The organism is Aquipseudomonas alcaligenes (assembly GCF_003205495.1).
Taxonomy (GTDB): Bacteria; Pseudomonadota; Gammaproteobacteria; order Pseudomonadales; family Pseudomonadaceae; genus Aquipseudomonas; species Aquipseudomonas alcaligenes_B.
In genome coordinates, this window is sequence record NZ_QJRX01000008.1 from 64,913 (window position 1) to 88,843 (window position 23,931).

The 23,931-nt window shown below is 67.6% G+C and carries 26 protein-coding genes; 11 read left to right on the forward strand and 15 right to left on the reverse strand.

Translation table 11 applies throughout. The annotated features are described in order from the left end of the window. Positions 1-132 precede the first annotated feature (132 nt). Positions 133-1,479 (forward strand): cell envelope integrity protein CreD, encoded by a 1,347-nt coding sequence (gene creD, locus DMO17_RS15435; protein WP_110683371.1) that lies wholly within the window; start codon positions 133-135, stop codon positions 1,477-1,479. A gap of 48 nt (positions 1,480-1,527) precedes the next feature. After that, positions 1,528-1,833, forward strand: a complete 306-nt coding sequence (locus DMO17_RS15440; RefSeq protein WP_110683372.1) for a hypothetical protein — start codon at positions 1,528-1,530, stop codon at positions 1,831-1,833. Between the two features lie 82 nt (positions 1,834-1,915). Here DMO17_RS15440 and DMO17_RS15445 read toward each other — a convergent pair whose 3' ends face one another. Next, on the reverse strand, positions 1,916-2,536 hold the full coding sequence (locus tag DMO17_RS15445; RefSeq protein WP_110683373.1) for a glutathione S-transferase family protein: 621 nt from the start codon (positions 2,534-2,536) through the stop codon (positions 1,916-1,918). A gap of 159 nt (positions 2,537-2,695) precedes the next feature. Here DMO17_RS15445 and DMO17_RS15450 point away from each other — a divergent pair, with 159 nt between their 5' ends. Together DMO17_RS15450 and DMO17_RS15455 are read left to right on the forward strand one after the other, a co-directional pair. After that, a complete protein-coding gene (locus DMO17_RS15450) occupies positions 2,696-2,962 on the forward strand; it encodes a DUF4212 domain-containing protein (RefSeq protein WP_110683374.1) in 267 nt (88 codons plus the stop codon). Between the two features lie 8 nt (positions 2,963-2,970). Beyond that, the gene (locus DMO17_RS15455; RefSeq protein WP_110683375.1) at positions 2,971-4,737 is read left to right on the forward strand and encodes a sodium:solute symporter family protein; all 1,767 of its coding nucleotides are present in this window, start codon (positions 2,971-2,973) and stop codon (positions 4,735-4,737) included. A gap of 44 nt (positions 4,738-4,781) precedes the next feature. On the opposite strand, the gene DMO17_RS15460 is transcribed toward DMO17_RS15455, so the two are convergent. Further along, positions 4,782-5,696, reverse strand: coding sequence for an ion channel (locus DMO17_RS15460; protein WP_110683376.1), 915 nt, complete (start codon positions 5,694-5,696; stop codon positions 4,782-4,784). Positions 5,697-5,700: 4 nt separating this feature from the next. Beyond that, a complete protein-coding gene (locus DMO17_RS15465) occupies positions 5,701-6,261 on the reverse strand; it encodes an NADPH-dependent FMN reductase (protein ID WP_110683377.1) in 561 nt (186 codons plus the stop codon). A 204-nt stretch (positions 6,262-6,465) separates the two neighbouring features. Here DMO17_RS15465 and DMO17_RS15470 point away from each other — a divergent pair, with 204 nt between their 5' ends. Then, positions 6,466-6,645 carry a hypothetical protein gene (locus tag DMO17_RS15470; protein ID WP_110683378.1) on the forward strand — a complete coding sequence of 60 codons (180 nt, stop codon included), beginning with the start codon at positions 6,466-6,468 and terminating at the stop codon, positions 6,643-6,645. 24 nt (positions 6,646-6,669) lie between these two features. On the opposite strand, the gene DMO17_RS15475 is transcribed toward DMO17_RS15470, so the two are convergent. The 4 genes from DMO17_RS15475 to DMO17_RS15490 form a co-directional block, all read right to left on the reverse strand. Further along, positions 6,670-7,101 carry a PaaI family thioesterase gene (locus tag DMO17_RS15475; protein WP_110683379.1) on the reverse strand — a complete coding sequence of 144 codons (432 nt, stop codon included), beginning with the start codon at positions 7,099-7,101 and terminating at the stop codon, positions 6,670-6,672. Positions 7,102-7,130: 29 nt separating this feature from the next. Continuing rightward, entirely contained in the window at positions 7,131-8,018 is an 888-nt protein-coding gene (locus DMO17_RS15480; RefSeq protein ID WP_110683380.1) for an alpha/beta hydrolase family protein, read from the reverse strand. Next, positions 8,008-8,607 (reverse strand): TetR/AcrR family transcriptional regulator, encoded by a 600-nt coding sequence (locus DMO17_RS15485; protein ID WP_220034083.1) that lies wholly within the window; start codon positions 8,605-8,607, stop codon positions 8,008-8,010. The genes DMO17_RS15480 and DMO17_RS15485 overlap by 11 nt, the downstream gene beginning before the upstream one ends. A gap of 78 nt (positions 8,608-8,685) precedes the next feature. Then, the gene (locus tag DMO17_RS15490) at positions 8,686-9,570 is read right to left on the reverse strand and encodes a LysR family transcriptional regulator (RefSeq protein WP_110683381.1); all 885 of its coding nucleotides are present in this window, start codon (positions 9,568-9,570) and stop codon (positions 8,686-8,688) included. Between the two features lie 142 nt (positions 9,571-9,712). Between DMO17_RS15490 and DMO17_RS15495 the strand changes: the two genes are divergently transcribed. Both DMO17_RS15495 and speB read left to right on the forward strand, forming a co-directional pair. After that, the gene (locus DMO17_RS15495) at positions 9,713-10,786 is read left to right on the forward strand and encodes an extracellular solute-binding protein (RefSeq protein ID WP_110683382.1); all 1,074 of its coding nucleotides are present in this window, start codon (positions 9,713-9,715) and stop codon (positions 10,784-10,786) included. A 57-nt stretch (positions 10,787-10,843) separates the two neighbouring features. Then, positions 10,844-11,806, forward strand: coding sequence for an agmatinase (speB, locus tag DMO17_RS15500; RefSeq protein WP_110683383.1), 963 nt, complete (start codon positions 10,844-10,846; stop codon positions 11,804-11,806). A 93-nt stretch (positions 11,807-11,899) separates the two neighbouring features. On the opposite strand, the gene DMO17_RS15505 is transcribed toward speB, so the two are convergent. After that, positions 11,900-14,077, reverse strand: a complete 2,178-nt coding sequence (locus tag DMO17_RS15505) for a malate synthase G (protein ID WP_110683384.1) — start codon at positions 14,075-14,077, stop codon at positions 11,900-11,902. A 203-nt stretch (positions 14,078-14,280) separates the two neighbouring features. Between DMO17_RS15505 and DMO17_RS15510 the strand changes: the two genes are divergently transcribed. Further along, positions 14,281-14,730: a GNAT family N-acetyltransferase gene (locus DMO17_RS15510; RefSeq protein WP_110683385.1), complete on the forward strand. Its 450-nt coding sequence runs from the start codon at positions 14,281-14,283 to the stop codon at positions 14,728-14,730. A 14-nt stretch (positions 14,731-14,744) separates the two neighbouring features. Then, a complete protein-coding gene (locus DMO17_RS15515; protein ID WP_110683386.1) occupies positions 14,745-15,263 on the forward strand; it encodes a glycine cleavage system transcriptional repressor in 519 nt (172 codons plus the stop codon). Positions 15,264-15,964: 701 nt separating this feature from the next. Here DMO17_RS15515 and rarD read toward each other — a convergent pair. The 3 genes from rarD to DMO17_RS15530 form a co-directional block, all read right to left on the reverse strand. Then, positions 15,965-16,861 carry an EamA family transporter RarD gene (gene rarD / locus DMO17_RS15520; protein ID WP_110683387.1) on the reverse strand — a complete coding sequence of 299 codons (897 nt, stop codon included), beginning with the start codon at positions 16,859-16,861 and terminating at the stop codon, positions 15,965-15,967. 316 nt (positions 16,862-17,177) lie between these two features. Then, on the reverse strand, positions 17,178-17,432 hold the full coding sequence (gene grxC / locus DMO17_RS15525; protein WP_110683388.1) for a glutaredoxin 3: 255 nt from the start codon (positions 17,430-17,432) through the stop codon (positions 17,178-17,180). 13 nt (positions 17,433-17,445) lie between these two features. Next, the gene (locus tag DMO17_RS15530; RefSeq protein WP_110683389.1) at positions 17,446-17,964 is read right to left on the reverse strand and encodes a carboxymuconolactone decarboxylase family protein; all 519 of its coding nucleotides are present in this window, start codon (positions 17,962-17,964) and stop codon (positions 17,446-17,448) included. Between the two features lie 129 nt (positions 17,965-18,093). Between DMO17_RS15530 and DMO17_RS15535 the strand changes: the two genes are divergently transcribed. Continuing rightward, on the forward strand, positions 18,094-18,918 hold the full coding sequence (locus DMO17_RS15535; RefSeq protein ID WP_110683390.1) for an AraC family transcriptional regulator: 825 nt from the start codon (positions 18,094-18,096) through the stop codon (positions 18,916-18,918). 60 nt (positions 18,919-18,978) lie between these two features. On the opposite strand, the gene DMO17_RS15540 is transcribed toward DMO17_RS15535, so the two are convergent. Beyond that, positions 18,979-19,857, reverse strand: coding sequence for a LysR family transcriptional regulator (locus tag DMO17_RS15540; protein ID WP_110683555.1), 879 nt, complete (start codon positions 19,855-19,857; stop codon positions 18,979-18,981). 107 nt (positions 19,858-19,964) lie between these two features. On the opposite strand from DMO17_RS15540, the gene DMO17_RS15545 reads away from it, so the two are divergent. After that, on the forward strand, positions 19,965-20,966 hold the full coding sequence (locus DMO17_RS15545; RefSeq protein WP_110683391.1) for a zinc-dependent alcohol dehydrogenase family protein: 1,002 nt from the start codon (positions 19,965-19,967) through the stop codon (positions 20,964-20,966). Between the two features lie 108 nt (positions 20,967-21,074). On the opposite strand, the gene DMO17_RS15550 is transcribed toward DMO17_RS15545, so the two are convergent. Genes DMO17_RS15550 through DMO17_RS15555 form a run of 3 tightly spaced genes read right to left on the reverse strand, consistent with a single transcriptional unit; the run spans position 21,075 to position 23,894 of the window. Further along, entirely contained in the window at positions 21,075-21,551 is a 477-nt protein-coding gene (locus DMO17_RS15550) for a nuclear transport factor 2 family protein (RefSeq protein ID WP_110683392.1), read from the reverse strand. 33 nt (positions 21,552-21,584) lie between these two features. Beyond that, on the reverse strand, positions 21,585-21,794 hold the full coding sequence (locus DMO17_RS19595; RefSeq protein WP_146224923.1) for a hypothetical protein: 210 nt from the start codon (positions 21,792-21,794) through the stop codon (positions 21,585-21,587). 45 nt (positions 21,795-21,839) lie between these two features. Further along, positions 21,840-23,894 carry a pyridoxamine 5'-phosphate oxidase family protein gene (locus DMO17_RS15555; protein WP_110683393.1) on the reverse strand — a complete coding sequence of 685 codons (2,055 nt, stop codon included), beginning with the start codon at positions 23,892-23,894 and terminating at the stop codon, positions 21,840-21,842. Positions 23,895-23,931: the final 37 nt, after the last annotated feature.

Here is a 23,931-nt window from a genome sequence, read left to right on the forward strand (position 1 = left end):
CTTCGGCCCGCCTGGTCTGACTCCGGCAGTCCTCGCGGCCACACAAACTCCACACAGTCTCCACATTTCGCGCACGGCGCCGCCACGGGCGCCGTCGAGACTCTCCCCACGGTCCAACCCAAGGAGAGTCCCATGAACCGCAACCTGCTGCTCAAGCTCGGCGCCATCGCCGCGCTGATCTTCCTGCTGATGATTCCCATCCTGATGATCGACGGCATGATCGAGGAGCGCCAGAGCCTGCGCGACGGCGTGCTGGAAGACATCGCGCGCAGCTCCAGCTACAGCCAGAAGATCACCGGCCCGCTGCTGGTGGTGCCCTACCGCAAGACGGTGCGCCAGTGGAAAACCCACGCCAAGACCGGCGAGCGCTACCTGGAGGAGGGCGAAGCCAGCGGGCGCCTGTACTTCCTGCCGGAGCGCCTGGCCCTGGGCGGCGACATCAGCACCGAGCTGCGCGCCCGCGGCATCTACCAGGCGCGCCTGTACCACAGCAACAGCCGCCTGGCCGGCCACTTCGCCCTTCCGGCCAACTTCGGCGTGACCGAGGATATCGGCGACTACCGCTTCGGCGAGCCCTTCGTCAGCGTCGGCATCAGCGACATCCGCGGCATCAAGAACAATCTGGTGCTGCAGCTGGGCGAGCGCCGGCTGCCGTTCCAGCCGGGCAGCGCCGACCCGCTGCTGGGCGCCGGGGTGCATGCGCCGCTGCCGCTGGCCGTGGCGGACACCCACCAGGCGCAGCGCCTGGAGTTCGCCTTCGACCTGCTGCTGCAGGGCACCGGCCGGCTCGACATCGCCCCGGTCGGCCGCGAGACCCTGGTCGACCTCAGTGCCGACTGGCCGCACCCGAGCTTCGTCGGCGAGTACCTGCCGAGCGAGCGCGAGATCACCGCCACGGGCTTCTCCGCGCGCTGGCAGACCAGCTTCTTCGCCACCAACATGGAAGAGGCCCTGGCCGCCTGCACCAGCGGCGGCGAGTGTCACGCCTTCGAGAGCCGCCAGTTCGGCGTCAGCTTCGTCGACCCGGTGGACCAGTACCTCAAGAGTGACCGCGCGCTGAAGTACGCCCTGCTGTTCATCGCCCTGACCTTCGCCGGCTTCTTCCTCTTCGAGGTGCTCAAGCGCCTGGCCGTGCACCCGGTGCAATACGGCCTGGTCGGCCTGGCGCTGGCGATGTTCTACCTGCTGCTGCTGTCGCTGGCCGAGCACATGGCCTTCGCCCAGGCCTATGTGCTGGCGGCCGCGGCCTGCGTGCTGCTGATCGGCTTCTACGTCAGCCACGTGCTGCACAGCTGGTTGCGCGGCGCCGCCTTCACCGCCGTGCTGGCCGGGCTCTACGCCATGCTCTACGCCCTGCTGTCCGCCGAGGACTACGCCCTGCTGATGGGCTCGCTGCTGGTGTTCGGCCTGCTCGCCACGGTGATGCTGCTGACCCGCAAGCTGGACTGGTACGGCCTGGGCAAGCCGGCCGCCGCCTGATATCGACCGGGCGCGGCGGCTGCCGCGCCCCTCTGCGAGGAGATCGCCATGTTTCGTCTGCTGCTGCAGTTCTGCGCCTGCTTCGCCCTCGGCCTGGTGGTGGCCGGGCTGTTGCTGATCGGCCTGATGTTCTTCGGCCAGTTCGACCTGATCCACGGCCTCAACTTCACCGGCCGGCCGCTGGCCTGGCTGGCCCTGCAACTGCTGCCGGCCGGCTTCTGGGCCGACCTGACCGGGCTCGCCGACGCCGCGACCAACCCCCACGTGCAGTCCTTTCTGCAGCTGTGCGCGGCCCTGGGGCAGGTGGCCCTGCTGCTGGCCGCCGGCTTCTTCCGCCTGTGGTACCGGCCATGAGCGGGCATCTGGGCCTGCGCGAGGAAGCGCGCCGCGCGCACCTGCTGGCGCGGCGCATCGCCCGCCTGTTCCCGCGTGCGCCTCAGGCGGGGGCGCTGGCCTGCATCGAGGGGCGCCGCTCGACCTCGGCGAACCAGGCGGCCAGGCCGGGGTAGCGCTGGCGCCAGCCCAGTTGCGGCTGGCGCAGATCGAGGTAGCCGAGGGCGCAGGCCAGGCCGATGGCGGCGATGTCGAAGTGACTGGCGAGCTCGGCCAGGCAGTCGTGTTCGAAGTAGGCCAGGCTGCGTTCGATCTTGTCCTGCTGCGCGTCTTCCCAGAGCTCCCAGCGCTTGTCCGCGGGGCGCAGGAAGGTCTCGTAACGCAGCAGCACGGCGGCGTCGAGGATGGCGTCGGCCAGTGCGGCCAGGCTCAGGCGGCGCCAGCGTGCATGGCCGCTCGGCGGGATCAGCGGCGCGCCGACGTGCTGGGCGTCGAGGTAGTCGAGGATCACCCGGCTGTCGTAGAGCAGCGAGCCGTCGGCCAGGCGCAGGACGGGGATCTTGCCTGCCGGGTTGCCCTGCAGCACCGCGCTGCTGGGGCTCACCGGGGTCAGCTGCACCTCGTGCAGGGCCACGCGGTCCTGCTGGCCGGTCTCGTGCAGCAGGACCCGCACCTTGCGCACGAAGGGCGAGGCAGGGGAGTGGAACAGGGTCATGGTGCTCATGGGGCCTCCGCGGCGTCTGTGGCTGTGTTCAGGCTGGCACCCGGAGCCGCGCTGGGCAATGCCGGGGGCGTATGCGACCAAAGTCTAGTGGCCGATAGCGAACGGCTTGCTAGGGTCTAACCGGCTCCAGAACAAAAACAACAATCCCCGGAGGTCCCCATGTCCTTGTCCAAGCAAGAGGCAGCCGCTGCGTATTGGAAAGCCAACCTGCGCCTGATGCTGTCGCTCCTCGTGGTCTGGTTCGCCGTGTCCTACGGCGCCGGCATCCTGTTCGTCGAACAGCTCAACGCCATTCAGTTCTTCGGCTTCCCCCTGGGCTTCTGGTTCGCCCAGCAGGGTTCCATCTACACGTTCGTGGCGATGATCTTCTTCTACGTGTGGAAGATGAATGCCTACGACCGCAAGTACGACGTCCACGAAGACTGAGGCCGCGCATGGATACCCAAACCCTGATCTACCTGATCGTTGGCGCCACCTTCGCCCTCTACATCGGTATCGCCATCTGGACCCGTGCCGGCTCCACCAGCGAGTACTACGTGGCCAGCAAGGGCGTGAGCCCGGTGATGAACGGCATGGCTACCGGCGCCGACTGGATGAGCGCCGCCTCCTTCATCTCCATGGCCGGCATCATCGCCTTCGCCGGCTACGACGGCTCGGTCTACCTGATGGGCTGGACCGGCGGCTACGTGCTGCTGGCCATGTGCCTGGCGCCCTACCTGCGCAAGTTCGGCAAGTTCACCGTGCCCGAGTTCGTCGGCGAGCGTTACTACTCGCAGACCGCGCGGGTGGTAGCGGTGATCTGTGTGATCTTCATCTCCTTCACCTACGTGGCCGGGCAGATGCGCGGCGTTGGCATCGTCTTCTCGCGCTACCTGGAAGTCGACATCAACACCGGCGTGATGATCGGCATGGCCATCGTGTTCTTCTACTCGGTGCTGGGCGGCATGAAGGGCATCACCTACACCCAGGTGGCGCAGTACTGCGTGATGATCTTCGCCTACATGGTGCCGGCCATCTTCATCTCGATGATGATCACCGGTAACCCGATCCCGCAGCTGGGCTTCGGCAGCGAAGTGACCGGCACCGGCCAGAGCGTGATCGAGCGTCTCAACGGCCTGGGCGCCGAGCTGGGCTTCAGTGCCTACACCGATGGCAGCAAGTCGACCATCGACGTGTTCTTCATCACCATGGCGCTGATGGTCGGCACGGCCGGCCTGCCGCACGTGATCGTGCGTTTCTTCACCACCCCGACGGTGAAGGACGCGCGCAAGTCCGCCGGCTACGCCCTGCTGTTCATCGCCATCCTCTACACCACCGCGCCGGCCGTGGCGGCTTTCGCCCGTACCAACCTGTTCACCTCGGTGCCGAACGTGGCCTACCAGGAAGCACCGGCCTGGCTGAAGACCTGGGAGAACGCCGGCCTGATCGCCTGGATGGACAAGAACCAGGACGGCGTCATCCAGTACGGCCCCGGTGCGCCCTTCGCCGGCAAGCCGGAGTTCAGTGCCGAGCGTGGTGCACACAACGAACGCCTGCTCACCAACGCCGCCACCCCGGCAGCCAACGAACTGTATGTCGACAACGACATCATGGTGCTGGCCAACCCGGAAATCGCCGACCTGCCGGGCTGGGTGATCGCCCTGATCGCCGCCGGTGGCCTGGCCGCCGCGCTGTCCACGGCCGCCGGCCTGCTGCTGGTGATCTCCACCTCGATCTCCCACGACCTGCTCAAGAGCAACATCCGGCCCAACATCAGCGAGAAGGGCGAGCTGCTCGCCGCGCGCATCGCCGCCGGTGTCGCGGTGGTAGTGGCCGGCCTGTTCGGCATCTACCCGCCGGCCTTCGTCGCCCAGGTGGTGGCGTTCGCCTTCGGCCTGGCGGCGGCCTCGTTCTTCCCGGCCATCGTCATGGGCATCTTCTCCAAGACCATGAACAAGGAAGGGGCGATTGCCGGCATGGTGGTGGGGCTGGCCTTCACCTTCAGCTACATCGTCTACTTCAAGTTCATCGAGCCGACCGCCACCGCGGCCGACTGGTGGTTCGGCATCTCGCCGGAGGGTATCGGCACACTGGGCATGCTGTTCAACTTCGCCACCGCCGTCGTGGTGGCCAAGCTGACCAGCGCACCGCCGGAGCGCATCCAGCACCTGGTAGAGGACATCCGTGTGCCGCGTGGCGCCGGCGCTGCCATCGACCACTGAGCCCTGTCACAGACCGCGCCCCGGCTCGCCGGGGCGTTGGCATTTCAGCGCGTCATCTTCTTCACGAACACCACCACGAACAGGGCCATGGTGAAGCTGCCGGCGAACGCCTCGAAGGCGGCGATGGGGCGCGCCAGGCCGTGCGGGGTGATGTCGCCATAGCCCAGGGTGGTGAAGGTCACCACGCTGTAGTACAGGCAGTCGAGCAGGTCGCCCAGGTTGGCCGCCCAGCCGCGCTCCAGGGCCAGGCCCAGCGGCAGGTCGCCGTGGCGCACGCCGACCAGGAAGAACAGCAGGCCGCAGACCAGGATCAGGCCGAGGGAGAACAGCACCACGTTGAGCGGCTTCTCGCCATAGCCGCAGAACAGGTCGACCAGCCAGGACAGCAGGCGTCGTCCGCTCAGGCGCGGCATCTGCAGGCGGCGCATGACCATCTCGCGGTGGAAGAACTGCCCGGCCTGCTCGAACAGGCCGGCCTTTTCCAGGCGCAGGCGCAGGTTGCGGTAGGTCTCCTCGGCCTCCTCGAACAGCTGCCGCGCGCCCGCCGCGTCGCCGCCCCGGCGGCGCTCGCGGCCGCGGCGCTCCTGGATCAGCTGGCGGTCCCAGACCACGTTGTCCAGCCGCGCACCCTCCAGGCGCACGCCCAGCAGGTTGCAGTCGCGCAGGTCGGCGCAGTGCAGGTTGGCGCCGCGCAGGTCGGCCTTCATCAGCGAGCTGCCGCGCAGGTCGAGGGCGAACAGGTGGGCGTTCTGCAGATCGGCGCGGTACAGGTCGGCGCCCTGCAGCTCCCAGCCTTGGCGCTGGCCATGGTTGACCAGGTCGATGCCAGCGAGGTCGGCGTACTTGAGGCGGAAGCCATGCATCGGCTGGCCGCTGCGCGCTCGCGCCTGCAGCGCCTCGACCAGCGACCCGGCCTGGCGCCGGTCCTGGTCCGGGTCGAGCCAGTCCTGCTCGGTCATGGCCTCAGCCCTTCACATGCCGCTCCACCCAGGCGGCGTAGGCGTCGATGAACTTCTGCAGGAGGCCCTCGATGCCGGCGTCCAGCTTGCCGCTCTCGTCGAAGAACTTGCCGGCACCGCCCAGGTAGGACTCGGGCTGCTGCAGCATGTAGACGTCGAGGAAGACCATCGACTGGCGCAGGTGGTGTTTGGCGCCGAAGCCGCCGATGGCGCCCGGCGAGGCACTCAGCACGGCCCCCGGCTTGCCGCCGAAGACGCTCTGGCCGTAGGGGCGCGAGCCGACGTCGATGGCGTTCTTCAGCACGCCCGGCACCGAGCGGTTGTATTCCGGGGTCACGAACAGCAGGGCGTCGGCGGCCTTCACCTGCTGGCGAAAGCGCGTGTAGGCCTCGGGCGCCGGGCTGACGTCGATGTCCTCGTTGTACAGCGGCAGCTCGCCGATCTCGACCAGCTCCAACTGCAGCGAGGGCGGCGCCAGTTCGGCCAGGGCCAGGGCCAGCTTGCGGTTGATCGAGGCCTGGCGCAGGCTGCCGACCAGGACGGCGACCTTGTAGGGCGTGCTCATGCGGATTCCCTCGCGGGTGGGCGGAGCTGAAACTATAGCCCCGGCTCGGTTGACGCGACCGCCGATTGCGCAGAAATTGATCAGGCGCCAGTGCCGAGCTGGCCACGCGAACAATGGTCATCTGCGATGCACAGACTGACCCGACAAGAACAAGACCGATGCCTACCGAACTGCCGACAGTCCACCACTGTTGAGGAATTCGTCATGGATACGTTCGATCTGTTCGACCCGCGCTACCAGCTGGAAGCCGAGGAGCCCGCGCCGGCGCCGCGGGTGCACGAGGAAATCCAGCTGACCCTGCTGTCCCTCGAACGCCTGGCCGGGCAGCTGCGCGAGCGCGTCGGCGAGCCCGCGGCGCCGCGCGGCCGGCACCGCTCGGACTGACCGCGGCCAGGCGTCCCCGGCCGGCTAGCGCAGGATCATGCAGGTGGCGGTGCCGTAGGCGTAGAGGGTGCCGTCCTCGTCGCGGATGCTGCCTTCGGAGATGACTAGGCGCGAGCTGACGTTGATCACCTTGCCTTCGGCGCGCAGCGTGCGGTTGAAGGGGATGGCCTTGCTCATCTTCACGTTCAGCTCGATGGTGCCGTAGCTCTCGCCCGCGCCGAGGGCGGTGTGGGTGGCGCAGCCGGTCACCGAGTCCAGCACGGTGGCGGCGAAGCCGCCATGCACGCCGCCCAGGGGGTTGGTGTGGCGCTCGTCGGCGGTGACGGCGAAGACCACGCGGTTGGCCTCCACGATTTCCACTTCCATCGGCATGGTCTTGGCGATGCCGGGCTTGGGGAAGTGGCCGGCGGCGAAGGCCTGCATGATCTGCAGGCCGGTCATCTGTTGCGGGTTCATCACGCGGTTCTCCGGGTAGGGGCGGCCGCTCAGGCGGCCTGGCGGTTGTGCTGCAGTTGTTCGAACCAGCCCAGCGCCTCGTCCCACAGGGCGCTGGCGCTGCTGCGGAAGTAGCCCATGTGGCCGATGGCGCCGAGGCCTTCGGCCTGGGAGTCGATGGTGCGGGCCTGGTAGGGCGCGGCGCTGTAGGCGGCCATGAAGGCATCGCGCGAGCTGGGTGGTGCCCACAGGTCGTCGAGGCTGTTGGCGGCGACGATCGGCGTGCGCACGCTGGCGAAACGGGCGGCCAGGTGCTGCTGCTCGGGGTCGTCGAAGAAGTAGCGCGGGTAGCGGCACCAGCGCTTCCACTGGCGGTACACGCCGAGCGGCAGGTCTTCGCCCATGCCCAGCCTGCTCCAGGCCAGATAGCCCTTGCGCAGGACGATCAGCGGGCCGACCAGGTTCCACATCAGCTGCACGCGCAGGCGCTCCAGCGGCGGCATCCAGCCATGCCAGCCGGCGCCGGTGCCGAAGGTGTAGAAGCCGGTGACGCGCTCGTGCCCCGGCAGTAGGCCGAAGGCATGGCCGCCGAAGGAGTGGCCGATCATGAAGGTCGGCAGGTCGTCGGCGTGCAGGTGGTCGAGGGCGGCGGCCAGGTCGAGGTGGGCCCAGTCCAGGTAGCGCATCTCGAAGCCGCGCAGGCGCGCCGGCCTGGACTGGCCGATGCCGCGGTAGTCCAGGCTCAGGGTGCTGTAGCCGCGCTGCGCGGCGTACTCGGCGAAGCGCCGGTAGAAGCCCTGCGGCACGCCGGTGGCGCCGCCGATCAGCAGGCGCGCGCGTGGCTGCGGGGCGTGGTAGAGGGTGGCGCGCAGCGGGTAGCCGTCGGCGGCGGCGAGCTGCAGCTCCTCGCGGCGGATGTCCTGGGTGTCACTGGTCATGGCGGTTCTCCCGCGGGTAGTCATGCAGTAGCTGGAAAAGCGCCGCGCTGGCGCGTTGCAAAGGCTCGCTGCTGCCGGCTACGCGGGCCTGCAGCAAGCCGCCCTCATAGAGCGAGATGAACAGGTTGGCGAAGCCTTCCGCGCTGTCGCCGTGGAAGCCGACGCCGCGCAGCTGGGTGGCCAGGGCCTGGCGCAGGCGGGTGAAGCAGCCGGACAGGGCGGCGCGGATCTCGACATCCTCCGGTCCGCTCTCCAGGGCCACAGTGGCCAGCGGGCAGCCGCGCTCGAAGCGGCTGCCCTCGAGCTGCTGCAGGGTGTTGTCGAGCCAGCGCTGCATGGCCCGCAGCGGGTCCGGATGGTCGCGGAACAGCTGGGCGAAGAAGCCGTCGATGCGCTGGCCGATGTGCTCGATGGCGGCCACCGCCAGCTCGTTCTTGCCGCCGGGGAAGTGGTGGTAGAGGCTGCCCTTGGGCGCCTGGGCCTGGGCCAGCAGCTCGTTGAGACCGGCGCCATGCAGCCCCTTGCGTTGCAGGGTGTCGGCCATGGCGGCGATCAGTTTGTCGCGGGTGCTGAGGTTGGATGCGTGCATGGCGCTATATGTAGACCAGTCGGTCCAGTGATGGAAAGCGTCAGTTAGGCCGATTCAGCGGGTGAATCGGTCGCCATATCAGGCGAAGGCCGCCAGCAGGTCCTCGCAGAGCGCCCGCTGCGCCTCGCTGGGTAGGCGCGCGCGGTGCTGCGCCAGGTGGAACTCGACGACGAAGCCGAGGCGCTCCGGCAGCAGCGCGCGCAGCTGGCCGCGGCGCTCCCAGGGCGCGGCGATGTGGTCGGGCAGGTAGCCGACATGGGCGCCGGAGAGGATGAAGGCCAGGCTGCCTTCCACCTGCTCGCTGTGCGCGCTGCTGGCGCCGGTCTGCCAGGGGGCGACGAAGCGGTAGGGGTGCAGCACGCCGTCGCAGGCCAGCAGCGCGCTGTCATCCCGTGGCGGGCGCTCGAACAGCGGGTGGCCGCGGCCGCAGTACAGCTGCTGCTGTTCGCGGAACAGCGGGTGATAGTCGAGCGCCGTCTGGCGACCGGAGAAGTAGCCGATGGCCAGCTGCAGCTGGCCCTGCAGCAGGCGCCGCTCCAGCTCGGCGGGCATGGCGCTGAGCAGCTCGATCTGCACCGCCTGGTTGCGCCGGCGGAAGGCGCCGAGGGCCGCGCCGAGGCGCTCCAGCACCTCGTCGGCGAGGGCCTCGGAGAGGCCGACGTGCAGCTCGCCGAGCAGCTTGTCGGCCATGCCCTGGGCCTCGCCCTTGAAGGTCTCGATGGCGGCGAACAGACGCCGGGTGGCGGCCAGCACCTGCTCGCCCTTGGGTGTCAGGCGAAAGCCGGCCTTGCCGCGCTCGCACAGGCGAAAACCCAGGCGCGTCTCCAGCTTGGCCATCTGCGTGCTGATGGTCGACTGGCCGATCCCCAGCTCGCCCTGGGCGGCGCTGAAGCCGCCACTCTCCACCACGGTGACGAACAGGCGCAGCAGTTGCAGGTCGAGGTCGCGCAGCTGGCTGAGCATGGCGGCTCCATACATTGATTTCTGTAGATGCTGGAGTAGATCACTTCGTATTTATCCGAAGCAAATGCCGGCGCAGGATGCCGCCATCGCCCAGGTCGCCGCAGCGCGGCCGGCACACCGCCCACGCCGGAGGAAAACCGCCATGCGCCTTGCCGCCAGTCTGTTGCTCACCGCCCTCGCCCTGCCGCTGCAGGCCGCGGAGCAGACCCTCAACCTGTACAACTGGGCCGACTACGTGGCGCCGCAGGCGCTCAAGCGCTTCCAGGCCGAGAGCGGCATCCGGGTCAAGTACGACACCTTCGACAGCGCCGAGGTGCTGGACGCCAAGCTGCTCACCGGCGGCAGCGGCTACGACGTCGTGTTCCCGGCCTCCAGCGGCCTGGCCCGGGCCATCCAGGCCGGGGCCGTGCAGCCGGTGGGCGCGCTGGGCAACGCCGCCAACCTCGATCCGGAGATGCTCGCCAAGCTGGCCTTCATCGACCCCGGCAACCGCTACGGCGTGCCTTACACCTGGGGCACGGTCGGCCTCGGCCTCAACAAGCAGGCGGTGGAAAAACGCCTGCCCGGGGTGGCGCTGGACAGCTTCGACCTGCTGTTCAAGCCGGAGTACGCCGGCAAGCTCAAGGACTGCGGCATCGCCGTGCTCGACTCGCCGCAGGAGGTGGTGGCCATCGCCCTCAACTACCTGGGGCGCAAGCCCTACTCCCACGACGCGCAGGACCTGCAGGCGGTGAAAGGACTGCTCGCCGGGCTGCAGCCCAACCTGCGCTATGTCGCCACCGCACGGCACATCGACGACCTGGCCAAGGGCGAGATCTGCCTGGCGCTGACCTATACCGGCGACGCCGGCATGGCCGCCGCCCGCGCCGCCGAGGCCGGGCAGCCGTTCGAGGTGGTCTACCGCATCCCGCGCGAGGGCACGCTGATCTGGTTCGACACCATGGCCATCCCCGCCGACGCGCCGCACCCCGCGGCCGCGCGCGCCTTCATCGACTACATGCTCAGGCCCGAGGTGATCGCCGAGCTGACCAACTCGCTGTACTTCGCCAACGCCAACCGCGCCGCCACCCCGTTGCTGGATGCGGCGGTGAGTGGCGATCCGCACATCTACCCGCCCAGGGCGGTGCGCGAAAAGCTGTTCGCCGAGCAGATCCTGCCGCTGCGCGTGCAGCGCGAGCGCACCCGCCTGTGGGCCGCCTTCCGCACCCAATATTGATTAGCCGTATGGCTGCTCCGGCACTGAGCGGCTTTTGAGTACATCGAGAACCCGACCATGGACCACGCCTTCGACAACGACCAGGCCATCACCCGCGACAGCCTCTACGGCACCTGTGCCGAGCCGACCTACGCCGGCATCACCAGCTTCATGCGCCGCCGCTACACCCGCGATCTGCGCGGCGTGGACCTGGTGGTCAGCGGCGTACCCTTCGACACCGCCACCACCAACAGGCCCGGCAGCCGCTTCGGCCCGCGCGCCATCCGCGCCGCCTCGATCCAGTCGGCCTGGGCCCGCCACTACCCCTGGGAGTTCGACCCCTTCGACCTGCTGGCCTGCGTCGACTACGGCGACTGCCACTTCGACCACGGCACCCCGCAGGCCATCCCGGCGGCCATCGAGGCCCATGCCGACAGGATTCTCGCCGCCGGCTGCGCCATGCTCACCCTGGGTGGCGACCACTTCATCAGCTACCCGCTGCTCAAGGCCCACGCCCGCAAGCATGGCCCGCTGGCGCTGATCCACTTCGACGCGCACAGCGACACCTGGCCGGACGAGGAGGGCGCGCGCATCGACCACGGCACCATGTTCTACCACGCCGCCCGCGAGGGCCTGGTCGACCCGGCGCGCTCGGTGCAGGTCGGCCTGCGCACCACCAACGACGACGTGATGGGCTTTGCGGTGCTGGATGCACGGCAGGTCAACCGCAGCACCCCGGAGCAGATCGCCGAGCAGATCCGCGCCCGTGTCGGCGACCAGCCGGTGTACCTGACCTTCGACATCGACTGCCTCGATCCGGCCTTCGCCCCCGGCACCGGTACCCCGGTGTGCGGCGGCCTGTCCAGCCACCAGGCCCTGGAAATCCTGCGCGGCCTGCGCGGCATCAACCTGGTCGGCATGGACGTGGTGGAGGTGGCGCCGCCCTACGACCACGCCGAGGTCACCGCCCTGGCCGGTGCAGCCCTGGCGATGGAGATGGTCTGCCTGTATGCCGCGCGGCATAAGCTGGGCGAGCGCTGAGGGGGCAAGCCGCTGCCGTAACGACTGAGTCACGAGAATATTGCCCGGCATAAAAAAGCCGCCCCGAGGGGCGGCTTCTGCGTTGCGGCGCGATCAGAGGCCGTTGGCGGCCTTGAACTCGCGGCGGCGACGGTGCAGGACCGGCTCGGTGTAGCCGTTCGGCTGCTTGGTGCCTTCGACCACCAGTTCCAGGGCGGCCTGGAAGGCGATGTTGCTGTCGAAGTTCGGCGCCAGCGGGCGGTACAGCGGGTCGTTGGCGTTCTGCCGGTCAACCACCGGGGCCATGCGCTTGAGGCTCTCGACGATCTGCGCCTCGGTGACCACGCCATGGCGCAGCCAGTTGGCCAGCAGCTGGCTGGAGATGCGCAGGGTGGCGCGGTCTTCCATCAGACCGACGTCGTTGATGTCCGGCACCTTGGAGCAGCCGACGCCCTGGTCGATCCAGCGCACCACGTAGCCGAGGATGCCCTGCGAGTTGTTGTCCAGTTCGTTCTGGATTTCCTCGGCCGACCAGTTGGTGTTCGGTGCCAGCGGGATGGTCAGGATGTCGTCGATGGACGCCGGGGTGCGCTTGGCCAGCTCGGCCTGACGGGCGAACACGTCGACCTTGTGGTAGTGCAGGGCGTGCAGGGTGGCGGCGGTCGGCGAGGGTACCCAGGCGGTGTTGGCGCCGGCCATCGGGTGGACGATCTTCTGCTCGAGCATGCCGGCCATCAGGTCGGGCATGGCCCACATGCCCTTGCCGATCTGCGCGCGGCCCTGCAGGCCGGTGGCCAGGCCGATGTCGACGTTGTTGTTCTCGTAGGCGCCGATCCACTTCTCGCTCTTCATGGCGGCCTTGCGCACCATGGCGCCGGCTTCCATGGAGGTGTGGATTTCGTCACCGGTGCGGTCGAGGAAGCCGGTGTTGATGAACACCACGCGCTCGCTGGCCGCCTTGATGCAGGCCTTGAGGTTGACGGTGGTGCGGCGCTCTTCGTCCATGATGCCGACTTTCAGGGTGTTGCGCGGCAGGCCGAGGACGTCCTCGACGCGGGAGAAGATTTCGGCGGCGAAGGCCACTTCTTCCGGGCCGTGCATCTTCGGCTTGACGATGTACACCGAGCCGGTGCGGCTGTTCTTGCGGCTGGTGTTGCCATTCAGGTTGTGGATGGCGATCAGGCTGGTAAACAGGCCGTCCTGGATGCCTTCCGGAATCTCGTTGCCGGCGGCGTCGAGGATGGCCGGGTTGGTCATCAGGTGGCCGACGTTGCGCACGAACAGCAGGCTGCGGCCGTGCAGGGTCAGCTCGGAACCGTCGGCCTTGGTGTAGACGCGGTCCGGGTTCATGGTGCGGGTGAAGGTGGTGCCGCCCTTGCTGACTTCTTCAGCCAGATCGCCTTTCATCAGGCCCAGCCAGTTGCGGTAGACCAGGACCTTGTCGTCGGCATCGACGGCGGCCACCGAGTCTTCGCAGTCCATGATGGTGGTCAGCGCGGACTCCATCAGTACGTCCTTCACGCCGGCGGCGTCGGTCTGGCCGATCGGGCTGGTCGGGTCGATCTGGATCTCGAAGTGCAGGCCGTTGTGCTTGAGCAGCACGGCCTTCGGCTTGGCGGCTTCGCCCTGGAAGGCGACGAACTGGGCGGCGTTCTGCAGGCCGACTTCGCTGCCGTTCTTCAGGGTCACGGCCAGCTGGCCGTTCTTCACCACGTAGGCGGTGGCGTCGACGTGGGACGCGCCTTCCAGCGGGGCGGCTTCGTCGAGGAAGGCGCGGGCGAAGGCGATCACCTTGTCACCGCGGACCTTGTTGTAGCCCTTGCCCTTCTCGGCGCCGTTCTCTTCGCTGATCACGTCGGTGCCGTAGAGGGCATCGTACAGCGAGCCCCAGCGGGCGTTGGAGGCGTTCAGGGCGAAACGCGCGTTCATCACCGGCACTACCAGCTGCGGGCCGGCCAGGCGGGCGATTTCTTCGTCGACGTTCTGCGTGGTGGCCTGGAAGTCGGCCGGTTCCGGCAGCAGGTAGCCGATTTCCTGGAGGAAGGCCTTGTAGGCGGCGGCGTCATGCGCCTGGCCCTTGCGGGCCTGGTGCCAGGCGTCGATCTGGGCCTGCAGGGCATCGCGTTTGGCCAGCAGGGCGCGGTTCTTCGGAGCCAGCTCGTTGATCACGGCTTCGGCGCCGGCCCAGAACTTGTCGGCAGCGATGCCGGTGCCGGGGATGGCTTCGTTGTTGATGAAGTCGTAAAGGGCCTTGGCGACCTGCAGACCACCTACTTGAACGCGCTCAGTCATTGCTTGCCTCACTTGATGCAGAACAGGGCCGGAAGGCCATGTAGTAAGAGTCGGCGGATACTACATGACTCGTCTGGAAAAATCAGTCACAAACTGTGCTCGCCTGTCGGTCCGTGCGGCCGCTGCCGGGCTGGCCGGGGCCTTGCCGGACGGGGCTCCCCGCCCGGGCCTATACTCGGTGCTTTTCCGACCCTGGAGGCAGCATGCCGATCAGTTGTGCCCAACCCGCCGATCTCCCCGAACTGGCCGAGCTGTTTGCCGGCTACCTGGACTTCTACCAGGTGCCGCGCCCGCTGCCCGAGGTCAGTGCCTTCCTCGCCGCACGCCTTGAGCGCGGCGACTCGGTGCTGTTCATCGCCCGCGACCAGGCCGGCCAGGCGCTGGGCTTCGTCCAGCTGTATCCCTTTTTCGCCTCGTTGCACATGGCGCCGGCCTTTCTCCTCAGCGATCTCTACGTGCATCCGCAAGGCCGCCGCCAGGGCCTGGCCGAGCAGCTGATGAACGCCGCCCGTGGCCATGCCGAGGCCAGTGGCGCCTGCGGCCTGCAGCTGGAGACGGCGAAGGACAATCTGGCCGGCCAGGCGCTCTACGAAAAGCTTGGCTATGTGCGCGATGAGGTGTTTTATACCTACTGGCTCGGCCTCAAGCCCTGAACAAGGAGTTGCACGTGGATCATCTGGTACTCACCGTCATCGCCCCCGACCAGCCCGGCCTGGTCGAACGTATCGCCCAGTGCATCGCCGCGCACGGCGGCAACTGGCTGGAGAGCCGCATGTCGCGCATGGCCGGGCAGTTCGCCGGCATCCTCAAGGTGGCGGTACCCGCCGAGGGTTACGACGAGCTGGTCGAAGGCCTGCAGGCCCTCAACAGCCAGGGCATCCGCGTGCTGGTGGCGGAGAGCGGCATCGAGCCGGTCTGCACCTGGAAGCCGATCCACCTCGATCTGGTGGGTAACGACCGCCCCGGCATCGTCCGCGACATCACCCGCCTGCTCGCCGAGCACGGCGTCAACCTGGAGAGCCTGACCACCGAGGTGGCGCCGGCGCCGATGAGCAGCGAGCCGCTGTTCCATGCCGAGGCGCTGCTGGCCGTGCCGCTGGACCTGTCGCTGGACCAGCTGCAGGACAAGCTGGAAACCCTGGCCGACGACCTGATGGTGGAGCTGAACCTGCGCAGCGAGGAGTGATCCCCAGAATGCGTGGGTGAAGCTGTGGATAGTCTGGGGAGCCCCGGCGCACTGCCTAGTGCCCCGGGGCTTTTTCATGCCTGGTCAAAAAAGCTGCAGATTCAAGGGCTTGTGCACAAATGGCGGGGATGGCTCTGTGGGCGGCATGGGGATAAGTCGGCCCATCCCGCGGGCGGCGTGGCCTGCGGCCTGTTGCGCGTTTTTCAGCCAGCGCCCGGTGTCGGGTGGATATCCCCGAAAGTTGTGGATGAAACTGTGCGCAGGCTGGGGGATGGCCGCTGCGCGCCAGGCCTGCCGCGGGCTCCCGCGTTTCGCTCAGAAAACCAGCAATATCAAGCGCTTGTGCACAAAGACTGGGGATGAGGCTGTGGATAGCCGGCGGACTTATCGCTGTGCGCCAGGCCGGGCGCGGCCTGCAGCAACCTGGGCGTTTCCTGATCAGTCGTCCGGCCGGCGCGTCGCGGTGGATAAGGCCGGGGCGCAGGCTGGGATTCCTATCCCCGGGAAACGGGGAAAGAGCTGTGGACAGTCTGCGGACTCCTTGCTGCAGCCCGCGCCTGGCGTGGGTTGCAGCGGTTCGCTCAGCAAATGCACAGCTACGTCGGGCTTGTGCACAGAGCCTGGGGATGGCCCTGTGGAAAAGCTCGGGAATAACCGCGCCAGCCCCCGGCCGATCAGGCTTCGCCCGGGTTGGTCGTTTTCTAGGCGACCTGGCCGCGCCGGCGCAGGCCCAGCCAGATGTCCAGGCTGTAGATGAACAGCGCCGCCCAGATGCACACGAAGGACAGCAGCTTGCTCGATTCCAGCGTCTCGCCGAACAGCAGCACCGCCTGCAGCAGCACCAGGGTGGGTGCGAGGTACTGCAGGAAGCCCAGGGTGGTGTAGGGCAGGTGGCGCGCCGCGGCGTTGAAGCACAGCAGCGGCACCAGGGTGATGGGGCCGGCGGCGATCAGCCAGAGCGCCTCGCTGCTGCTCCAGAAGCCGGGCTGGGTGCTGGCTGCGGCCGGGTGCAACCACAGCCAGCCGAGCGCCAGCGGCAGCAGCAGCCAGGTTTCCACCACCAGGCCGGGCAGGGCGGCCACCGGCGCCTGCTTGCGGATCAGGCCGTAGAAGCCGAAGGTCAGCGCCAGCACCAGCGACACCCAGGGCAGGCTGCCGACCTGCCACAGCTGCTGCAGCACGCCGAGGGTGGCCAGGCCCACCGCCACCCACTGCAGGCGGCGCAGGCGCTCGCCGAGCAGCAGCATGCCGAGCAGCACGTTGATCAGCGGGTTGATGTAGTAGCCCAGGCTGGCCTCCAGCATGCGCCCGTTGTTCACCGCCCAGACATACACCAGCCAGTTGCTGGCGATCAGCAGGCCGCTGGCGGTGAGCACCGCCAGGCGCCTGGGGTTGTCGCGCAGCTCGCGCCACCAGCCGGGGTGTTTCCACAGCGCCAGCAGCAGCGCGCCGAACAGCGCCGACCAGATCGCCCGGTGGGCGATGATCTCCAGCGCTGGCACGGCCTGGATGGCCTTGAAGTACAGCGGGAACAGGCCCCAGATCAGATAGGCGGCGATGCCGAGGGCATAGCCGCGGCTGGGGTGGGCGGAAGGCATGGCAGTCCTTGATGGATAGGCGGCTAACTAAAGACTGCTGATTCTAGTGCGGCCGGGTAGGGGTTGTCTGGATGATCAGCTTTGCTGGCGGGGTGGTGGTGCAAACTCGATGTCATGAAAGGTTTACAGGCGTGCGGCTCGCCATGCTTCCCGGTTCGGTTTGGACCTGGGGCAGTTTCATCTGTCGATCAATGTGCACGTCAAGGAGGGGGCAGCGCGCTTCGCCCAGGATTGCCCACGAACTACTGGCAACACGGGCGCCGTGTGGAAGAAAAAGTGCTCCGGATGGAATCCCATTCCGGAGCACTCTGGCACATCAGGCGTGCAGCAGTGCATCGAGCCCGCCCTTGTGGTCGAGGCTTGCCAGATCATCGAAACCCCCGACATGCACCTCACCCACGAAGATCTGCGGGACGGTTCTGCGCTGGGATCGCTGCAGCATTTCCGCCAGAGACTGTGGAGACTCCTCGACATTGATTTCGAGGGGGGTGACCCCCTTGCTCGCCAGCAGTCGCTTGGCACTCACGCAGTAAGGGCAGTGTCGGGTGGTGTAGATAGTCACTTGGCTCATGGTGGTTACCCTCCTAGCGTGCCGACGGCGGGAAATCGATATCGGTGGTGGCGATGTTGTTCAGGTAGTTGGTCAGGGTCAGCAGCGTGACCTGGGCCACCACCTCGACGATCTGGCCATCGCTGAGGCCGGCCTCGCGCGCTGCAGCGATCTGTTCGTCACTCAGTTGCCCGCGGCTTTCGGTGATCTGCTGCGCCAGCGTTGCGACCGCGCTGAGGGTACCGCTACGGGCTTGGCGAATGGCCTCGTCGTTCAAGCCAGCCTTGGCGCCAAAGAAGCTGTGTGCGGCCAGGCAGTAGTCACAACCGTTGACTTGCGAGGTGGCGAGGGCGACGACTTCGCGCTCGGCGGCGCTCAGCGAGCTTTTACCCAGGGCCTGGGCGAGTCCCAGGTAACCGCTGAGTGCGGCCGGGGAGTGGGCCAGGGTCTTGAATGCGTTGGGAATGAAGCCGAGACCTTTCTGAATGCCTTCGAGGGCAGCGCGCGAGCCAGCGGGGGCCTGGTCCAGCGAGAGAGCGGCGATACGAGTCATGGTAGTTCTCCAGTAGGTTGATTAACCGGCTTGTCGATCAAGCTTGGAGTCCATACTAGGAAGGCTGTCTTTCCTTTCGGATTCAGATCGTCGAACTTATGCAACAGATCGTCTAAATCTGGGCGCGCCATGGACCGTCTGTCGACACTGCTCAAACACTTCAACCTGCACGCTTCCACCTTTCACCAGGGTGGGTTCTGTGGAACGACCAGCCTTTATGGGCAGCACAGCGTCGGCCACGCCCATCTGCTGCGTTCGGGGCGCCTGGCCTTCAGGGACAAGCGCGGCCAGCTCACCGAGCTGACCGAGCCGAGCCTGATTCTGGCGGTGCGCCCGCAGGAGCATCAGCTGTTGGCGAGCGAGGCTGATGCCGCGGAGTTGGTGTGTGCCACCTTGCAGTTCGATGGCGGGGCCAGCAACCCGCTGACCCTGGCGTTGCCGGACTTCATCATCAAGCCGCTGCGCGAACTGCAGGGCCTCGATGGCACCCTCGACTGGCTATTCGATGAAGCCTTCGGCGCCGAGTGTGGGCGGGATGTCATCCTCAATCGCCTGTTCGAGCTGATGGTGATCCAGCTGCTGCGCCACCTCCTCGCCAGCCGCAGCATCGACTCCGGGATGATGGCCGGGTTGGCCAACCCTCAGTTGTCCCGCGCGCTCGTGGTCATCCACAACGAGCCTCAGCACAACTGGTCGGTGGCGGAACTGGCGAATCGCTCGGGCATGTCGCGGGCGAGCTTTGCTGCGCACTTTCGCGAGACCGTGGGGGTCACCCCGGCGGATTACCTGGCGAACTGGCGCATCAGCCTGACGCAGAAGCGCCTGCGCGAGGGCCGTCCCATTGCCCTGATCGCCGATGAGGTCGGCTACGAAAGTCCGTCTGCGCTGGCCCGCACCTTTCGCCGCAAGGTCGGCGCAAGCCCGCGGGAATGGCTGCAGCAGAGCACGGCATGATACCCGGCAGGCTTGCCCGTAACGGCAATGCGCGCGGGCCCGCGCCCCGCTCGTGGGCAGCTACAAATGCTCGCGGAGAAAATCGATGAAGGCCAGTGTCCGTGCCGAGCGTCGTCGCTCACGGCTGAACACGGCGCTGACCGGCAGCGCGGTGGTCTGGTAATCGTCGAGCACGCTACGCACGCGACCCTGTTCGACGTCCGCGGCGAACAGCCATTGTGGCGAGAGGGAAATGCCCAGGCCGCCAAGGACCATTTCCCGGATGGCCTCGCTGCTGTTGCTGGTGACGTTGCCGGTGATGGCGACAGCGAGCGCCTGCGCTCCGCGGGTGAAGTGCCAGCGGTCGTAGTGCTCCAGCAGGGTGAAGGCGATGCAGTTGTGGCCTGCCAGTTCGGCGGGCTCGCGGGGCAGGCCGTGGCGTTCCAGATAGGCCGGCGCGGCATACACCCGCCGGGGGCTGCTGCCGAGGGACACGGCTACCAGGCCCTCGCTCTTGACCACCCCGATGCGGATCGCCAGGTCGATGTTTTCCTTGAGCAGGTCTTCGTTCTGGTCGCTCAGGCGCAGGTCGATCCGCACCCCCGGATAGCGCTGCAGGAAACTCGCGATCAGCGGCGCAATGCTCAACCTCCCGTAGCTGACGGGTGCGGTGATGCGCAGCGGGCCGGCGATCTGCTCCTGGCCGCTGGCGAAGCTGCGGGTGGCAGCGTCGAGCTGACCGAGGATGTCCTGGCAGTGCCTGTAGAAACCCTGCCCCTGGTCGGTGAGGGCCAGGTGCCGGGTGCTGCGGGCGAACACCGGGCCGCCCAGGTAGTGCTCCAGGGCACGGATCTGCTTGCTCACCGCGGGTTGCCCCATGTTCAGTTCGCGCGCGACCGCCGAGAACGAACCACGTTCCACCACGCGGACGAAGATGCGCATGCTGTCGAACAGATCCATCGCCATTAGGCCTCTTCGAGGAATAAGTGATATGAAAATTTAGTTTCTTATCGGAATGGGGAAGGCGGAGCAACCTGTAAGCGTCCACTCAATCAGAGGTTTCCGCCATGAATCAGACCATGCTTGCTGCCATCGCCGAATCCGCCCAGGCCCCGCTGGCCGTGCGCCACATCACTCGCCCTGTTCCTGGCAAGGGCCAGGTGCTGGTCAGGGTTCACGCTGCGGGGGTCAACCCGCTCGATACCAAGATCGCCGCCGGCGCCGGCGCGCATGCTCGCCAGGCGTTGCCGGCGGTGCTCGGCCTGGACCTGGCCGGCACGGTCGTCGAGCTGGGCGAGGCGGTCGAGGGTTTCACCGCTGGCCAGGAGGTCTTCGGCATGGCCGGCGGTATCGGCGGCGCCCAGGGCACCATGGCCGAGTACATCGCCGTGGATGCCCGGCTGATCGCGGCAAAACCGCACGCACTGGGCATGCACGAGGCGGCCGCCTTGCCGCTGGTATTCATCACCGCCTGGGAAGGCCTGGTGGATCGCGCCAACGTCCGTGCCGGCCAGCGCGTGCTGGTCCATGGCGGTGCGGGTGGAGTCGGCCAGGTCGCCGTGCAACTGGCCAAGGCGCGCGGCGCCGAAGTCTACGCCACCGGTTCGGCGGCCAGTCTCGACTTCATTCGTTCGCTGGGGGCCACGGCCATCGACTACCAGACGCAGAGCGTGGAGTCCTACGTCGAGCACTACACGGCCGGCGAAGGTTTCGACATCGTCTACGACACCGTGGGCGGCAGCACGCTGGATGCGTCGTTCCAGGCCGTGAAGCCTTATACCGGGCACGTCCTGAGTTGCCTCGGCTGGGGCCAGCACAGCCTTGCGCCGCTGTCGTTCAAGAGCGCCACCTACTCGGGCGTATTCACCCTCACTCCGCTGCTTACCGGCCAGGGGCGCGAGCACCACGGGGCCATCCTGCGCGAGGCCGCTGGGCTGGCCGATGCCGGGCAGCTGACCATTCGAGTCGATCCGCAGCAGTTTGCCCTGGATGAGGTCAACGAGGCATTTCGCCAGGTTGCCGAGGGCCGCGGCCAGGGCAAGACGGTCATTCGCTTGGTGAATGAATAGTCGGCGCTGCTGTTCTAGCCAGGGCTTTCGGCCGAAAGAAACCCGTCATGGATATCTCTTGATCAGACGGGCAGCCGATTGCCCCTGTGCTCGACTGGGCATGTGACCTTACAGGCCCAGCTCCGACAGGCCCGGATGCTCATCCGGACGGCGACCCAGCGGCCAGCGGAACTTGCGCTCCGCCTCGGCGATGGGCAGGTCGTTGATGCAGGCGAAGCGGTGGGCCATCAGGCCGTTGTCGGCGAATTCCCAGTTCTCGTTGCCGTAGGAGCGGAACCAGTTGCCGGAGTCGTCGTGCCATTCGTAGGCGTAGCGCACGGCGATGCGGTTCTCGGTGAAGGCCCACAACTCCTTGATCAGGCGGTACTCGTGTTCCTTCTGCCACTTGCGGGTGAGGAAGGCCTCGGCCTCGGCGCGGCTGGTGGCGAACTCCACGCGGTTGCGCCAGCGGGTGTCGGGGGTATAGGCGAGCGCCACCTTGCCGGCGTCGCGACTGTTCCAGCCGTCCTCGGCCAGGCGCACCTTGAGCATGGCGGTCTCGCGGGTGAAGGGCGGCACCGGTTGGCGGATTTCGGGCGTGGACATGGGCATGCTCCTGTTGGCGAAGGTGATTGGTGCTCAGTGGCGCACGGCGCCGGCCTGCGGCTGGCGAATGCCGGTGCGCAGCGCGCGCCACAGGCTGGCCAGGCGGCCGGCCGAGGCGGCGGAGCAGGGGTGTTCCAGCGCCGCAGCCATCTGCGGCAGCAGCAGGTTCGCCTCCCACTCCATGGCGTCGCGGCTCGGCGACGAAGATGTGGGTGCGTCGTGCCACTGCACGGGCGTTTGCATTTGCCGGCTACGCCAATCGCTTCTGTTCATCTCGCGGCCTCCTCGTCAGATATCCAGCACCAGGGGTTGTGGGCTGTCTGCGCTTTGCGCCGGCACGGCGCAGCAGATCAGCACCTTGTCGCTATCCGGCAGCTGCGCCGGTGGATTGGGGTAGTGCACGGCGCCGCTGACCAGCCGGGCGGCGCAGGTGCCGCACGAGCCGCCGCGGCAGCTGAACTCGGGCGTCAGGCCGCGGCTCTCGGCCAGCTCCAGCAGGCTGCCGCTGTCAGGCTTCCAGCGCGCCTCGGTGGCCGAGGCGGAAAAGTACACCGGCACCGGCTGCGTGGCTGCCGGTGGCTGCTCCAGGCTTGGATGTTGCCCGCTCTGTGAACGGCGCAGGGCGGAGGGGCCGAAGGCCTCGGCATGGATGCGCTGGTCGGCGATGTTGAGGTCGCGCAGGCCGTCGTACATGTCCTGCAGAAAACCGCTGGGGCCGCACAGGTAGAAGTCGTAGTCGTCCAGCGGCAGGCGCGCCTTGACCTGGGCGAAGCCCAGGCGGCCGGCCAGCTGGTAGTCGCGGCCGAGCTGCGCCTCCGCGCCGGGGCTGCTCAGGGCTCGGTGGATGTGCAGGAGTCCTTCCGCCTGCTGTTGCAGCGCGTTCAGCTCGTCGCGGAAGGGCAGGTCGGCCAGGCTGCGGGCGCTGTGGAACAGATGGATGTGCCGCGCGCGCTGGTGCTGCCGGTTCTGCGCCACCAGCTCGCGGGCCATGGCAATCAGCGGGGTGATGCCGACGCCGGCACCAATCAGAACCGCAGGTCTGGCCAGCTCATCGACCAGGGTGAAGCTGCCCAGTGGCGGGCGTACCTCCAGCAAGTCACCTTCCTGTACCTGCTCGTGCAGGTGGCGCGAGGCCTTGCCCTGCAGCTTCACGCTGATGCGGATATGCCCGTCGGATGGTGCGCTGGAGACGCTGTAGGTCCTGACCAGGGCCTCATCGCCGGCCTGTAGGCGCATCGGCAGGTGCTGGCCGGCGGTGAAGGGCACGCGGGAATGGTCCAGTGGGGCGAGGAACAGCGAGCGGATGTCGCGGCTCTCCTGCTGCACGTGCGTGACCCGCCATTGCTGCCATTGCCGGCGCTGTTCGGATTGGCGCACGCGCTCGTCGGCTTCGGCCCAGGTGCCGGTCGCCAGGCTGGTGGGGGCGTAGTCATGGAACCGCCAGCGCACGCTCACGGCCGCCGGGCGCAGCACCACCTGTTCGACCTCGACCGTCCACAGCCGCTCCGCGCCTTCGAAGGCCTTGATCAGAGGGCTGTCGAGCAGCAGCTCGGTGCGCCCGCTGAGCTGCAGCATGTCGCCGCTGGCGAAGTCGACGAACAGCAGGCCGGCGATCGGATTGACCTGCAGGTTGCCCAGGGTGTTGAAGAACAGGTTGCCGGCGTAGTCGGGAATGGTCAGGCGGTTGCCTTCGACCCTGACGAAGCCGGCGCGGCCGCCACGGTGGGAGACGTCCACGGAGCGATGCCCCGCGTCATGCTCGACGTAGCTGGCGACGAAGAAGGTGTCGGCGGCGCGGATCAGCGCGCTGCTGTAGTCGTCCAGGCCGGTGAAGTCCCGGCGTGGCGGTTTGCCGTTTGCCGGCGCGGTGACGCGGCTGTAGGAGCGCTCCTGGATGTACTTGGGGCAGTTTCCGTAGGAGTGTTCGACCTCCACGGCGAAGCCTGCGGCCGAGGCCTGCTGGATCACGCCGTTGATGCGGTTGCGCCGGCGCGTATGCAGCTCGATGCCGAGCAGGCCGATGGAGTTGCCCGCCTGCAGGCCGGCGGCGGCCGGGTCCTGCGGGTCGGGTTGAGTGGCGAGGAACAGGTGCTGCGGATCGGCGGAGGTGACAAAGCCTTCCGGTCCTTCGAGCAGCGTCGCCCAGGGGCGGCCGTCGGCATCCACCGCGCCGACCACCATGAACGGCAGCTGCTGATAGAACTCCCGGTGCTGGTCGGGCATGTAGTCGCGGATGACCTTCTGCCCGATCACTTCCATCCGCTCGGTGGCGTGAACGCTTTCCTGAAGCAGTCTTTCCCCGGCATGCCAGGGTGACTTGCGGTGCTTGGGCAGATGGTCCATGACGCTGCTCCTTGAGCGAGCTGCCGGGAGGCCCGGC